The sequence below is a fragment of the Flavobacterium crocinum genome (assembly GCF_003122385.1).
In the GTDB taxonomy this organism is placed as follows: Bacteria; Bacteroidota; Bacteroidia; order Flavobacteriales; family Flavobacteriaceae; genus Flavobacterium; species Flavobacterium crocinum.
In genome coordinates, this window is sequence record NZ_CP029255.1 from 4,951,703 (window position 1) to 4,966,230 (window position 14,528).

General features: G+C 33.6%; 15 protein-coding genes. 12 read left to right on the forward strand and 3 right to left on the reverse strand.

Annotation, left to right across the window (positions count from 1 at the left end; genetic code table 11):
* Position 1: 1 nt before the first annotated feature.
* Positions 2 to 595, forward strand: coding sequence for a hypothetical protein (locus tag HYN56_RS21085; RefSeq protein WP_109193999.1), 594 nt, complete (start codon positions 2 to 4; stop codon positions 593 to 595).
* 3 nt (positions 596 to 598) lie between these two features.
* Entirely contained in the window at positions 599 to 1,366 is a 768-nt protein-coding gene (locus HYN56_RS21090) for a hypothetical protein (protein ID WP_109194000.1), read from the forward strand.
* Positions 1,367 to 1,468: 102 nt separating this feature from the next.
* On the opposite strand, the gene HYN56_RS21095 is transcribed toward HYN56_RS21090, so the two are convergent.
* Entirely contained in the window at positions 1,469 to 1,702 is a 234-nt protein-coding gene (locus tag HYN56_RS21095) for a hypothetical protein (protein ID WP_109194001.1), read from the reverse strand.
* A 580-nt stretch (positions 1,703 to 2,282) separates the two neighbouring features.
* A complete protein-coding gene (locus HYN56_RS25270) occupies positions 2,283 to 2,405 on the reverse strand; it encodes a hypothetical protein (RefSeq protein ID WP_262510127.1) in 123 nt (40 codons plus the stop codon).
* A 149-nt stretch (positions 2,406 to 2,554) separates the two neighbouring features.
* Between HYN56_RS25270 and HYN56_RS21100 the strand changes: the two genes are divergently transcribed.
* The 8 genes from HYN56_RS21100 (at position 2,555) to HYN56_RS21135 (ending at position 12,103) form a co-directional block, all read left to right on the forward strand.
* A complete protein-coding gene (locus tag HYN56_RS21100; protein WP_109194002.1) occupies positions 2,555 to 2,782 on the forward strand; it encodes a DUF2683 family protein in 228 nt (75 codons plus the stop codon).
* Complete coding sequence (locus tag HYN56_RS21105; RefSeq protein WP_109194003.1) at positions 2,772 to 3,071, forward strand: type II toxin-antitoxin system RelE/ParE family toxin; 300 nt, start codon at positions 2,772 to 2,774, stop codon at positions 3,069 to 3,071. The genes HYN56_RS21100 and HYN56_RS21105 overlap by 11 nt, the downstream gene beginning before the upstream one ends.
* A 737-nt stretch (positions 3,072 to 3,808) precedes the next feature.
* A complete protein-coding gene (locus HYN56_RS21110; RefSeq protein WP_109194004.1) occupies positions 3,809 to 4,486 on the forward strand; it encodes a response regulator transcription factor in 678 nt (225 codons plus the stop codon).
* Positions 4,483 to 5,841 carry a sensor histidine kinase gene (locus HYN56_RS21115; protein WP_109194005.1) on the forward strand — a complete coding sequence of 453 codons (1,359 nt, stop codon included), beginning with the start codon at positions 4,483 to 4,485 and terminating at the stop codon, positions 5,839 to 5,841. Before HYN56_RS21110 ends, HYN56_RS21115 begins: the two co-directional genes overlap by 4 nt.
* Positions 5,842 to 5,937: 96 nt before the next feature.
* Entirely contained in the window at positions 5,938 to 7,224 is a 1,287-nt protein-coding gene (locus HYN56_RS21120; protein WP_146194623.1) for a TolC family protein, read from the forward strand.
* Between the two features lie 28 nt (positions 7,225 to 7,252).
* Entirely contained in the window at positions 7,253 to 8,341 is a 1,089-nt protein-coding gene (locus HYN56_RS21125; RefSeq protein WP_109194007.1) for an efflux RND transporter periplasmic adaptor subunit, read from the forward strand.
* 33 nt (positions 8,342 to 8,374) lie between these two features.
* Positions 8,375 to 11,479 (forward strand): efflux RND transporter permease subunit, encoded by a 3,105-nt coding sequence (locus tag HYN56_RS21130; RefSeq protein ID WP_109194008.1) that lies wholly within the window; start codon positions 8,375 to 8,377, stop codon positions 11,477 to 11,479.
* Between the two features lie 201 nt (positions 11,480 to 11,680).
* Complete coding sequence (locus tag HYN56_RS21135; RefSeq protein ID WP_109194009.1) at positions 11,681 to 12,103, forward strand: hypothetical protein; 423 nt, start codon at positions 11,681 to 11,683, stop codon at positions 12,101 to 12,103.
* A gap of 30 nt (positions 12,104 to 12,133) precedes the next feature.
* Here HYN56_RS21135 and HYN56_RS21140 read toward each other — a convergent pair whose 3' ends face one another.
* On the reverse strand, positions 12,134 to 12,946 hold the full coding sequence (locus HYN56_RS21140) for a mechanosensitive ion channel family protein (protein WP_109194010.1): 813 nt from the start codon (positions 12,944 to 12,946) through the stop codon (positions 12,134 to 12,136).
* Between the two features lie 239 nt (positions 12,947 to 13,185).
* Between HYN56_RS21140 and HYN56_RS21145 the strand changes: the two genes are divergently transcribed.
* Both HYN56_RS21145 and HYN56_RS21150 read left to right on the forward strand, forming a co-directional pair.
* Positions 13,186 to 13,653, forward strand: a complete 468-nt coding sequence (locus HYN56_RS21145; RefSeq protein ID WP_146194624.1) for a hypothetical protein — start codon at positions 13,186 to 13,188, stop codon at positions 13,651 to 13,653.
* A gap of 353 nt (positions 13,654 to 14,006) precedes the next feature.
* On the forward strand, positions 14,007 to 14,351 hold the full coding sequence (locus HYN56_RS21150; protein WP_109194012.1) for a hypothetical protein: 345 nt from the start codon (positions 14,007 to 14,009) through the stop codon (positions 14,349 to 14,351).
* Positions 14,352 to 14,528 lie beyond the last annotated feature (177 nt).

A 14,528-nucleotide genomic window follows, 5' to 3' on the forward strand; every position in this document is an offset into this window, starting at 1 on the left:
TATGAGACACATTTATATAATTATTGTAATCTGTATATCATTTTTTTCATGTAAGCCTAAAAAAACTATTGAAATTAACCAAATTACTTCTAAAGAAATTGTAACAATTGAGAATAACTATATGGATAAAAATAAAATCAAAGATAGCTTCCGTATAAGTATTCCAACTGAATATGAGATAAGAATTAATTCATTTGTTCACTATATAACGTGGTTTTATAAGGTTAATAATAAAACTTTAAATCCTAGTAGAATTGATTATCAAGTATATGACAAGCGAGATCTAACAAAAGAAATATTGGAATTAAATTTTGACAAATCATTCAATAATGAATCAATAGGTATAATTGTAAAAGAAAGAAATCATTTAATTTCCAAAAAAGATGCTCAACAACTATTAAAAAAATACAGCATTAATAAATCTCTAGATAGTTTAAAATCTAACGACACCATAAAACTGGTATCTTATGATAAGTTTAGAAAAGAAAACAAGATGTTTATACAAGAACTTAATAAGATTAGCGATTCTATACATTTTACAGCAATGAAAAAAGATGGGAGTTTTTTTTATGTGAGCAAAAAAATCAATTGGTAGATTATGAAAAGTTATTATAAAATTTCAGTGACAATTTTATGCTTTTTTTTGCTTGTAACAATATGGAATTATTTTAAAAAACCAATTTCAATAAAAGAAGAAAGAGCAACTAATGTTCCAATAAAGTTTAGTGCAGACCTAAATGAAGACTGGCAAAAGGTCATTAATGTGTATATCCCATATAAAATTGAAGTTAAAAATAATAGATTAAAAATGATTAGACTAAATTCATTTGATGATGGAAATAGTGGAAATGTTACTTGCTTAACTTACAATACTGCAGGCTTCGAATTGAGTTATCTTTATTATAATGAATATAGCGACCTTTATTATGATGAATATAAAGAATCGTTTAATAATCTACAGCTTAAATATAGAGCGAGTATTTTTCCCTTTTTCAGCAGGACATTTTACTATTATAAAAGACATCAATTTATCGAAGGGAAATTACATTGCAAATTTAATTTTAGTAAACTTGATTATGATGATTATAACGAACAATTTAAATTTTTATCAAAAACTCTTAATATCCCCATAAATAAAAAAATAATTGATAGTTTGTATAAAACAGATGAGAATAAAAGATTTAATATTTACTTCTATGATAATAGAAATTTAGGAATGCCGATGTTTATTGAAACGAGATTCAATAGTGCTGAGCAAATATACATTGATGTTTTTGACACCATTAAAAATATGAATCGAGAACAAATGGAAAAGTATTATAGAACAAATTTTACTAAAAGAATTGATCTAAAAAATAAAAAATAACCCTCTACTAGCACGAGCATCTCGCTCGTGAATTAACTGGAGAAAGAATTAAAATAAAAACCTCGACCTTAAAAAAATCGAGGTTTTTCCATTTAATAAACTTTACTCCTCACTCAAATAAGGATTCAAAATCTCCGCCAATTCATTGAGCCAATAATAATTGTCTTCAAAATTTGGTAGTCCAATTTGGAGGTTTTCGTGTTGTCGCATTACGCCGAGAGCTAAAATGCAATTTACTTGTCTTAATATTTTAGCCATATCTTCTGGATCTATAATATGGTTAAAAAAATCAATCAGCCTTGTTTCGGCTTCTTTGGAAAGGGTGTTTTTTTTCATAAAGTGAAGAATTTAAGAAAAAACCCTCATACCTTAGCAGTCTTACGCTTCTTCACGGCGTCAAAGTCCTTTCGGAGCTTTACTACATAGCACGAGGGCAAATTTTATGTTGTCTTAATGTGAAGATTTAAGAACTTCAAATGTAAGAAAAATTTTCAAAAGAAAGATTTTTCTTTCAATTAATATATTGCTTTTATCAAATATACTAAATATATATTTCAGCAGGTATTTATCGCATTTTTGTCATTTCGACGTGAGGAGAAATCTTCGCGAGAAACTCCGCAAACTAAATCGCCAATCTTTGTCGAGCTACTTGTGGAGATTTCTCGTTCCTCGAAATGACAAACTGTGCGCAAAAGAACATGAAACATTTGTCAGGCGGAGCGAAGTTCTTGCCCCGCATTTACAAAATCAAACTTTGTGTCTTTGGTTAGTGTGATTGCTTCGTTCCTCGCAATGACATGCTAGGCGAAAAATAAATAAAAGAGCCATTGGCTCGATCAATATTGTAGGGCCGGATTTTAATCCGGTTTTATATACAATCCCATATACAGAAAGATCCGTAGGATCGAAACATATGCTATGCGTTATTAATACATGCCGTTCCTACGGAACTTTCGTATGATGCCGTTTTTTCATTCAACGGATTAAAATCCGTCGCTACAATATACTTCATTCCTAACGGAATTTTCGGTTTATACATTTTAATTGTATACAGGAACAAGACATTCGCGTCAAGAAAGGCTCAAGTTAAATATATAGGTTCAATTCAAAAAAAATAAATTATTCTGATTAACATTAAAATTAGAGTTTTGTCTTAACTTTGTAAATCAACTTTAGTAAATTAATCTCATGCAAGCAATTAACATCACAGCGTATACAGAAGATGCTTCTCAAATAGAAGCTGTAAAAGCTTTTATGAAAGCGCTAAAGATAAAATTTGAAATAGCAAATGTAAAGTCTTATGAATTATCTGCTGAACAACAGGAAATCTTAGATAATCAGGTTAATTTGGATAAAAGCCTTTATACAGATGCTGAATCATTATATACTGATTTAAAAAAGAAGTATGAGCTATAAAATAATCGTTTCGCCAATTGCAATAAAAAACATTGAAGAAACTGTTGAATATTATATTTTTAAAGCAAGCAAAAAGGTCGCTTTAGACTTTTTGAATGATTACAAAAAGGTATATAAAGCTTTACAATTAAATCCTTTTTACCAATTTCACGATAATAATTATCGTTTTCTACCATTTAAAAAATTCCCATATATTGCTTTCTTTATTGTAGACGAATTATCGAAAACTGTTTTTCTAAATGCTGTTTTTCATACGTCGCAACATCCTGCAAAATATCCAACTAAATAAAAGAGCCATTTGGCTCGATCACTATTGTAGGGCCGTCCCGATACTTCGGGATTAATCCGGTTATTATATAGAATCCCATATCCCGAAAGATCCGTAGGATCGAAACATATTCTATGCGTTATTAATACATACCGTTCCTACGGAACTTTTGTATGATGCTGTTTTTTCATTCAACGGATTAAAATCCGTTGCTACAATATATTTCATTCCTAACGGAATTTTTTGGTTTGCAGGCACATTTTAACCAAATAAAGGAACAAGAAATTCACACTAGCAAAAGACAAAAAAAATCACTAGGAACTCCACAATCATTTTAAAACATAGCCTCTGGTTTCAACCAGAGGAACGCAAAGATTTGTTCTCATTTTAATTAAAAAAATCGATTGCCTCCAGTTTTAACTGGAGGTATAAATAAAAGCTGGAAAAAGGCTTTAGCCAAAATACGCATTTGGGTAAACCCTTCTTATTATAAATTCTCATCAAATCTATTCACTGCTAATCTTTGTCGAGCTACTTGTGGAGATTTGCTTCGCCTATTCGCTATCGCTCGGGTCTCCCTTCGGTCGAAATGACAAATAATACGTTTACAACAAAAAACTTCAATAACTTATATGACCTTATATGGTTCAAAAAAATAATTGCTATTTTTGATAATACTATTTTTTTGAAAACAACTTATCAAACGATTAAAGCATAACCGTTTTAATCAAAACAGCAACAATTATAATATACCATTTATGAATGTTTTACTCATTGAAGATGATAAACGCATCAGCGAATTTATAGTAAAAGGTTTAGAGGAAAACAACTTTACTGTGCATCTGGCCGAAACGGGCGAGATTGCCAGAGACCTCATTCAGCAGGATATTTGGGATATTATTTTAATGGATATTATGCTTCCGGGAATTGACGGAATTCAGTTGGTAAAACTTATGCGTTTTAAAAAAAATCATACGCCCGTTTTAATGTTAAGCGCTTTGAGCGATACAGATGATAAAGTAAACGCCTTAGATTCCGGTGCCGATGATTATCTGGTAAAACCCTTTCATTTTAAAGAATTAATTTCGAGAGTCAATGCGCTTACACGCAGAACCAAATTCAACTACGATAAAGTAGAAACCTTATACAAATTAGGAACTTTAACCATAAATCCTGAAGAACATAAAGTGACAGAAAACGATAAACTAATCGATTTATCGCCAAGAGAATATAAGCTGCTGTTGTATTTATTAGAGAACAGAAATAAAGTAATACCAAGAACACAGATTTTAAATGCTGTCTGGGGAATTAATTACGATAACAATACAAATGTGGTCGATGTTTATATTTCTTATTTAAGAAACAAAATTGAGCAAAACCATAAATTTATCCATACCATAAAAGGAACTGGATATATGCTTAAAGAAGAATCATGAAAATACGCAACAGGTTTACCTTAATATCGTCTTTTACTTTTAGCGTTGTTTTTGTCATTGCTTCTGTTATCACGTATTATTCTTTCTACAGTTATTCGGAAAAAATTATTTATAACGAACTGCAAAAAACATGTTTACTAACGGGGATTTTCTATCTCGAAAAAGACGAGCTGCCCGAAAATCAGCATTTGTTAATCGGACAGCAATTCAGGGAAAATTCGCTTGAAATCATTACGCGTGTGTACAACAACAAAAATCAGATTGTATACGGCGACAAAACGATCGACAACAATATCAATGCCGAAAGACTCGATTATATTCGGAAAAACAGAAAGCTTAGTTTTAAATCGAAACATCATTTCTATTTTGGAAGTTACTATCATGACAATCAAGGAGATTTTGTGGTTTTCGTTAAAAAAAATGACGTCGAATTTAAAACCATGACGGACAGACTGCAAATCATTATGATTATGGTTTTAATCATCGGATTGATTACAATTTATATTGTAAGCCGCGTACTTTCTAATCTGGCTTACAGTCCTATAAAAAACATTATTGATCAGGTAAACGAAATTAAGGCTTCGTCGCTGGATCGCCAGATTGTTTCTCCAAATTCCAAAGATGATATTCAGGAATTGGTAGAAACGTACAACAATCTCTTTAAACGTTTATCGGATACTTTTATCATTCAGAAAAACTTTATCAATTATGTATCGCATGAATTTAAAACGCCTTTAACCGCTATTTCAGGAAACCTGGAAGTTTTTGCCCAAAAAGACAGATCAAGTGCGGAATATAAAGAAATGTCTGAAAAAGTATTAGAAAACGTCTATCAAATCGAAGACACCATGAATACGCTGATGATGCTTTCGGGCTTGCGAGATAATACTGAACTTAATGAAATTTTCAGGGTAGATGAATTGGTTTGGGACATTAACGATCAACTACCTGAAATTTATGATTTAAAAAATGCTCCGATACAAATCGTTCTCGAAGTTGTAAATGACAAACTGCTTTCGATAAAAGGAAACCCCAACGAAATTAAAATCGCTTTATACAACATTATAGAAAATGCCGTAAAATACTCCAACGGAAATCCTATAAAAATAAGTCTGCTGGAACAGCACAATCAGCTTAAAATTGTCATTGAAGACCGCGGAACGGGAATCAGCGAAGACGACTTAATCTTCATTAAACAAACCTTTTACAGAGGTAAAAACGTAAAAGATATCAAAGGAAGCGGCGTTGGACTTTCGTTGGCCAATATCATCTTCAAACAAAACAATATAGATTTTAGCATTGCATCCAAAAAAGATGAAGGAACAACGGTAACGCTACTGTTTCCGAGACTCTAATCGTTTTCTAATGTTGCTCTAACCGTCTTATAACACACATCAAATTAGAGGCTAATATGTCGCAGATAACTTTGCAGCATATTAAAAATCTTGAATTTGAAACGTATACTTTTAACCCTGCTCGTTATTGTATCGCACAAAGGTGTGGCGCAGCTTAATGCAATAAACGATACAATTGTTCTTTCCAGACCACAGGCCGAGGCTTTATTTTTGGAAAAGAATATCTCTATTATTTCCGAAAAACTGAATATCGATATCGCCGATGCACAGGTTATTCAGGCAAAATTATGGCCCAATCCTACGCTTACCATTGGCGAAATCAATCTTTGGAACAATGCTACTGCCGAGAAATTACCTCCGCTTTGGGGAAATTTTGGTACGACTTCACAAGTTACCGCAGAACTGGAACAGCTGGTTCAGACCGCCGGAAAACGTAAAAAAATGATTGCGATGGAAAAAGTGAGCGTTGATCTTGCTAAAGAATACTTTAAAACCTTTTTACGCAATTTAAAAATCGAATTCAGAGGCAATCTTACCGAACTACAATACAATCAGGCTCAGGAAGCAATTTATAAAAAACAACTTTCGTCTATGCAGACTTTGCTGAAAGCTTACGGAAATCAGGTAAAACAAGGCAATGTGGGCAAAGGCGAATACATCAGATTAAAAGCAACTGAACTTCAGTTCTTAAAAGAAATAGCCGATTTGCAAAAAGACAATAACGCTTTACAAAAAGAGCTTAAAGTTTTAATGAATCTTCCGCCCACAAATTATATCAAACTTACCGACGATGGTTTTGTTCCCGATAACAAAAATATCGACAACATCAATTTAGGAAATCTGATGACTTCGGCTGTAGAAAACCGTCCTGATATGAAAGTGCTCAAACTCGGAAATGACTACAACGATAATAAATACAAATACGAAAAAGCCATGCGAACACCAGACGTTACACTTGGTGTAAGTTATGATCGCGGTGCCAGTTTAATGCATGATTTTGTGGGGCTGGGTTTTTCTCTTGATCTTCCGTTTTTTAATCGCAATCAGGGAAATATAAAAGCAGCAAAACTGGCTATTAATCAGGGAAAATTATTGGCCGAAGAAAAAACAATCAGCATACAGTCGGAAGTATTACAGTCTTATGAAAACTTATTGGTTACCAAAAAGTTATATGATAGTGTCGAAGCCGATTATGAAGGAGATCTGGATAAACTTTTAGAAGCGTATCGAAAAAACTTCCTCCAAAAAAATACCAGCATGTTAGAATATCTTGATTTTGTCAACGCCTATTTAGACAACAAAACCATACTGCTGAATTCTAAAATGGACCTGAATAAAAATCTGGAAGAGCTGCGCTATATCTCAGGTCAGGAAATCAATTAAAATCTAATTATCAAAATATAACAATCAAATGAAGAAATTTATTTTACTCCCGATACTTGGGTTACTGCTCGTTTACGGATGTGGCAAAAAAGAAGAAGTTAAGGAAACTAAAGAGGAGAAATTTTGCATCGATAAAGCCTTAAAAGAAAAAATTACAATCGAACCGGTACAAAAACGTGCCGTGACCGAATCTATAAACCTTACGGGAAACATTACCTACAACGGCGATCACGTGGTACAGTTTAACAGCCTTGTAGAAGGAATTATAACCAAAACTACTTTCTCATTGGGTGATTATGTCCGAAAAGGACAAGTTTTGGCCGAAATAAAAAGTACACAATTAAACAGCATGCAGTCTGAAAGCAAATCGCTTCAATCGCAGATAACTGTAGCCCAGCGTAATTTACAAGCAGCAAAATCAATGTTCGATGACGGAATTTCGTCGCAAAAAGATTTATTGCAGGCACAAAGCGAACTGGATGTTTTAAAATCTTCCCTTGAAAATGTAAGAGCCAATCTGGCGATGTTCAGTGCCAGCAGTGAAAAATCTGTTTTTTTAATCAAAGCACCGACAGAAGGTTATATCGTTGATAAAAACATAAGCCCGGGAATGCAGATTACAGACGGTAGTGAACCGCTTTTTACGATTTCTGACTTAAAGGAAATCTGGGTTTTGGTGAATGTATATACCAGTAACTTAAAAAATGTATCCGAAAATATGCCTGTAGATGTTACAACTCCAGCCTATCCGGGAGAAATTTTTAAAGGAAAAATAAAAATGATGGCCAAGGTGTTTGATGCCGATGAACATGTTTTGAAAGCCCGAATTGTAATGGAAAACAAAAACTTAAAGCTAAAACCCGGAATGACTGCTGATATCACAATCGACAAAAGTCTGGGCGGCGAAATGTTAGAAGCTGTTCCTGCAAAAGCAGTAATTTTTGATAACAACCGCGATCATATTTTAATTTATAAAAACGACTGCACAATCGAAACCAGAGAAATTAATCCGGTTATTAAAAACAACAACTGGGTTTATTTTAAAGACGGAGTTAAAGAAGGCGAAATGGTGATTACCAAAAATCAGCTTTTGATTCACGAACGATTAAAAAACTAATTATCTGTCATACAGATAAACACAATACAAGACATGAAAAAATTTGTACAAGGTTTAGTTGCTTTCTCGCTAAAAAACTCCCTCATTGTTTTTTTCCTGACAGCTATATTGCTAGTTGCCGGTATAGTGAGTTATATTCATACACCAATTGAAGCCTTTCCCGATGTAACCAATACAAGGGCAAGAATTATTACACAATGGCCGGGAAGAAGTGCCGAAGAAGTAGAAAAATTCATTACGCTTCCCATTTCCAAACAAATGAACACCATTCCGAAAAAAGCCGAAGTACGTTCTATTTCACTTTTTGGATTATCGGTTGTAACGGTATTATTTAATGATGGCGTAGAGGATTTTTACGCACAGCAATATGCCTCCAACCGTCTTAACGGGCTCGATCTTCCGGAAGGTGCCGATGTAGAAATCGATCCGCCGTCCGGGGCAACGGGCGAGATATTTAGATATGTAATCAAAAGTGATCTGCCAATCAAGGAAATCAAAGCCATTCAGGATTGGGTTATTGAAAGAGAATTAATTGCTGTTCCCGGAGTTGCCGATGTGGTAAGTTTTGGAGGTGAAGAAAAAATGTTCGAAATCAAAATTAATCCAACACAGTTAGAAAATTATAATCTTTCGGCTTTAGATGTTTACGAAGCCGTTTCAAAAAGTAATATCAATGTTGGCGGAGATGTCATTCAGCGTGGCGATCAGGCTTATGTTGTTCGTGGTGTGGGATTAATTAATAAAGTCGAGGATATTGGCAATATTTTAATCGAAACCAAAGGCGGAGCTCCCGTTTTAGTAAAACACGTAGCCGAAGTTTCGGTTTCCGCAAAACCAAGATTAGGACAAGTTGGCTTAGATGGAAATGATGATGTGGTTGAAGGAATTGTAGTCATGCTTCGCGGAGAAAATCCGGGTGAAGTAATCAAAAAACTTAAAGAACGTTTAACCGAACTTAACGAAAGAGTTTTACCCGATAATGTAAAAATAGTTCCGTTTATCGATCGTACTGAATTGGTTAATACAACTGTAAAGACGGTTTCCAAAAACCTTGTGGAAGGTATTTTACTGGTATCGCTAATTGTGTTTATTTTTCTTTACAACTGGAGAACATCTTTGATTGTGGCATCTGTAATTCCGCTTTCGTTTTTATTTGCCATTGTTATGCTTCGAATTCAGGGACTGCCGGCGAATTTAATTTCGATGGGAGCTTTAGATTTTGGATTATTGCTCGAAGGAACGCTCGTTATTGTCGAACAGGTCTTTGTCTCGCTCGAAAAGAAAGCGCATAAAGTAGGAATGGAACGCTTTAACAATATGAGTAAAATGGGATTGATCAAAAAAAGTGTCGGCAGTGTAGCGACCTATATTTTCTTTGCCTTAATCATTTTGATTGTCGCGTTAATGCCTATTTTCTCTTTCACGAAAGTGGAAGGAAAAATGTTTTCTCCCCTCGCCTTTACCTTAAGTTATGCGTTGTTAGGATCATTGCTTTTGTCTCTTACGTACGTTCCTGCAATGTGTAAAGTCATGCTGACCAAAAACATTGTCGAGAAAGAAAATATGATTTCGCGTTTTTTTAGAGAAAATCTTTTTAAACTGTTTCAATGGAGTACCAAACATCGTAAAACTACTTTTTATGCATTTTTGGCATTATTAACGATTTGCTGTGCAAGGTTTGCTTTTTACGGATCAGAATTTATTCCTAAACTGAATGAAGGAGCTATATATGTAAGAGCGACATTGCCAAACAGCATCAATCTTGATGAATCAGTGCGATTGACGAAGGAAATGAAAGCCAAAATCAGGAAGTTTGAAGAAGTAAAATTCGTGCTTTCGCAAACCGGAAGACCAAACGACGGAACAGATCCAACCGGATTTTTCAATATCGAATTCCATATCGAATTAAAACATAAAGACGAATGGAAACACAATATCAGCAAAGAGGAATTAATTGCCGAAATCAAAAAAGTACTGGATGTATATCCCGGAATTGCCTTTGGTTTCAGCCAGCCTATTCAGGATAATGTAGAAGAATATGTTGCCGGAGTCAAAAGTCCGCTGGCTATAAAGATTTTTGGAAGTGATCTTTTTCAGTTGGAAGAAATGGCAGCAAAAGTGGCCAATTCAATTAAAGATGTAAAAGGAATTGAAGATATTAATGTCTACAAAAATATTGGTTTGCCTGAATTAAGAATTCAGCTTGACGATGAAAAAATGGCGCGTTATGCCGTTACCACTGCCGATGCGCAGGCCGTTATCAGAATGACGATTGGCGGACAGGCAGCAACCAAATTTTATGACGACGAAAAGATATTCGACATCACTTTACGTTTTGAAAAAGAATATCGTGATTCTAAAGAAAAAATTGAAGGTATTCTTATTCCAACCCTAAATGGCAAAAAAGTACCTTTAAAAGAAATTGCAACGGTAGATTACAAAACAGGTCCAACTTTTATTTATCGTGAAGGAAACAGCCGTTATATTGCCGTAGGTTTCAGTATTCAGGGACGAGATTTAGGAAGCACGATTGACGAAGCTCAGAAAAAAGTAGCTGCCGAAGTAAAACTTCCTAAAGAAAACGTCATGAAATGGGCAGGAGAATTTGAAAGTAAAGAAAGAGCCACCAAACAATTAGCCATGATTATACCTGTTGTTTTGGTATTAATTTTATGTCTGCTGTATTTCAACTTTGGAAATTTCAAAGATACCATGATAGCTGTAACGGCAATGCCTTATGCTTTTATCGGCGGATTCCTTTCTCTTTGGGTAACAGGTACTGTTTTCGGAATTTCGGCGGGAATCGGTTTTATTATTCTATTTGGAGTGAGCGCGATTGACAGTATTGTCCTCATTGGAATGATTAGAGAAAATATGCGAAGCGGAATGCATTTAAGAGATGCCATTTCAAACGGAATTCACAGTAGAATTCGTCCTATTGTGATGATTGCCCTTATGGGATCTTTAGGATTACTTCCTGCTGCTTTGTCAACCGGAATGGGTTCTGAAGTGCAAAAACCATTAGCTATTATGATTGTGGGCGGTTTAATAACGTGTATGATTTTATCACTTACCGTTTTACCACAAGTATTCTATTGGTTTTACCGCAAAAAAGACCCAAGCAACTCAGAATCTTAATCTTACTTCTGTATAAATTTAAAAAAAGCACCTTTAGACATTTTGTTTAAAGGTGCTTTTATTGAAAATAAAACGAATCGAAAAAATACCTTATAATGATACAATTAAAATTTTTACAGGCAGAATATTTCAAAAACTCATTTTAATAAAACCCTGATTAAGCGATTTAAAACAATAGTATTCTTTTTAAATTTTCTTTTTATGAAACAGAAAGCCGACCATCAAAAAGCTGAAGACATATCAGAAACGGAGTTACTGCATCATGTCAGACTTAGTATCAATCCGAAATTCCAGGATTGGGTTTTGTTTAAAAACGGAACGTATATCATTTTTGAACAAGTCAATGAAATTTCCAGTCTGGAAAGTGAAGCTCTAAAACTTATACATGAGTTTGGTCCTGTTTGCAAAGGAGAACGATCTGAAGATTTTGATGTCACCGATCTAAAAAATACAGAAGGCTGGATTGTTTCCGGATATGGTTACGGAATATACACTTATGTAAGTCCGCAGGAAATAAAATCAAAAAAAACAAATACTACAATTGGTTTATTTGGTCGCGGAAAAAGAGATTTGGACAGCAAAAATCCTGTTATAATACATATAAATAGAAAATTGAAGTCGTAAATAAATTTCATAAATATTTAAAATCAAACATTATTTAAGAACAAACCCATTTTCTTTCAAAGTATTCAAAACTTCCGCAATAATTTTAGAACGGCATTCTGAGTTTTTGTTGTTTGGTCCCGTTTTTACCCAATACCGAATGTTAAGCTGAATAACGCCTGCTGCCGCAACATCTGTAATAACAGCGGAATCTGCGTAGTCTTTATCGGTAACATCTTCGTTTTTGTGGAGGACTTCTTTTACGAGTTCAATGGCACGATTGTAATCGGAACCATATTCAAGTCCAACAGTAAAAGTCTGGAGTAAAAATCCGGCACTGTTGTAATTGATGAGCGTATTTTTAATTAAAAGCGCGTTGGGAATGTAAATGATTTTAGAATCGCTTTTTACTTCGGTATCACGTAGATTCAGGTTGATGACTTCGCCTTTTACACCGTTGCTTTCTATAATATCGCCAATATTAAAAGGACGTTTAAAAGCCAGCAGAATTCCAGCAAGAAAATTTTCACCAATGTCTTTAAGCGCAAAACCAATTACAAAAGCTGAGATTCCCGCGCCGGCAAGCATGCTTTGCGCCACTCCGTCAAGACCAATAATTTTAAACATAAACAAAACTCCTATAATAATCAAAACCGATTTGATTAAACGGGCAATAAAAACAGCCAAAAGTCGGTCGTGCATTTTGGCTTTGAGTCGGTTTCCCGCAAAAATACCAATGCGGGTCGCAATAAACCAAGAGACAAGAATGACAACAATGGCCAGAATAAATTTTGGCGTAAGATCAACAATACTGTAATAATAATTTTCTAAATGTTTAAAAACGTCCTGAACAAAATCTTCCATAATAATCGGCGTAAAATGTAACTCTTTAAAATTAAGTTTTCAAAAACAGAACTATTTACAGGATCTGCATGGATTTTTATAAAATCTGATGTAGCAGTTTATGCGAGATAATTTATCTGACCATTCTAAAATTTAAACTTTTTATATTGTTTTTATAACTTTTAAGAGCCATTGTATCAATATTTTAAAACCTAATTTTACAGAATTCGTAAATTATAGAGTACTTTAAAATAATGCTTATGGAAACGATACAAAAAGTTATTGAATTACTATCCAAAAAATACAAAGCACGTATTTCTATTCTTAGCAACAATCTGGATGGCAGATTTAATTCTATGCTGGATACTAAAAACGGTACCATGTTTTCTGTTTCTTTTGATTCTTTGTATGTTTTCAAAGATTCTAATAATAATTTCTGGTCGACTACACCAAGGTCATTTGTTTATAATGACAAAAAATATTATCCAAAAGCAGGACAAGAATACACAAGACATGACGGTATTAAATACACTTTTACTACCCGAGAAGAAGTTCTGGAAAAAGCAATGGCCTATTTTGAAAAATTTATTGATCCGAACTACGGAATTAAAATTGTAAACCAAAAGCTCTTTTTTTATGAAGGACGCGACAAAACAGAAGTTTTGAACCTGCAAAAGTTTAAATCGCGACTGTTTGGCAAAATTGATACTTACATTTCATTTAATTAAAAATATACTGGTAAACGTTTACCAGTAAAGAAACTAAAAGGAAGCAGTTTTGAAACGAAATAACCTGCGTTTTGCTTTTATTTTAGTAATTACTTCAACTGTACGCATTCTTCTGAATGCCGCATTTTAAAATTTTGATTTGGTTTTAAAATGCAAAATTACAATTTACTCAAAGGACAACACACTTATATAGTCGTTGTCCTTTTTTATTATAATTATTCTTAAAGCCTAAAAATACAAGCGTTACTTCTTAAAAAAAAGCTTATTTTAATACAAAAAAAACTTTTAGTGGCTAAAACGATAAATTTCGTAACTTTAATTTTACTGTTTCAAAGACAAAAAATCCACATGTTATGCCACTAACAAAAAAAATTACAGACTTATTGTCTAAAAAATACAATTCAAATATTAGTATTTTAGGCACTTACACCAGCAGTAAATACACTTCTATTCTGGATAATGATAACGGAACAATCTTTATTGTATCGGATTCTGATTTATACTCTTTTAAAGATCAGGACAGCAATCTCTGGGTAAACGTTACAGATTCTTTTCATGCAAACGGACAAGAACATCAGCCTGAACACGGGAAATCGTACACACTCGATCACGGAGTACAATACAGTTTTACAACAAAAGAAGCCATTGTAGAAATGGCTGCCGACTATTTCGACAAACACCAAAACGATATCGTCTAAAACGAATAACATCTTATTTCTAAACAAATAGTCCCGATAGCTATTGAGACTATCAAAATTTCTATTTTCTATAATCTATTCTCTATAATCTATTCTCTATAATCTATTCTCTATAATCTATTCTCTATCATCTATTCTCTATCATCTATTTTCTATTCCCACAACCTATATTTCCTA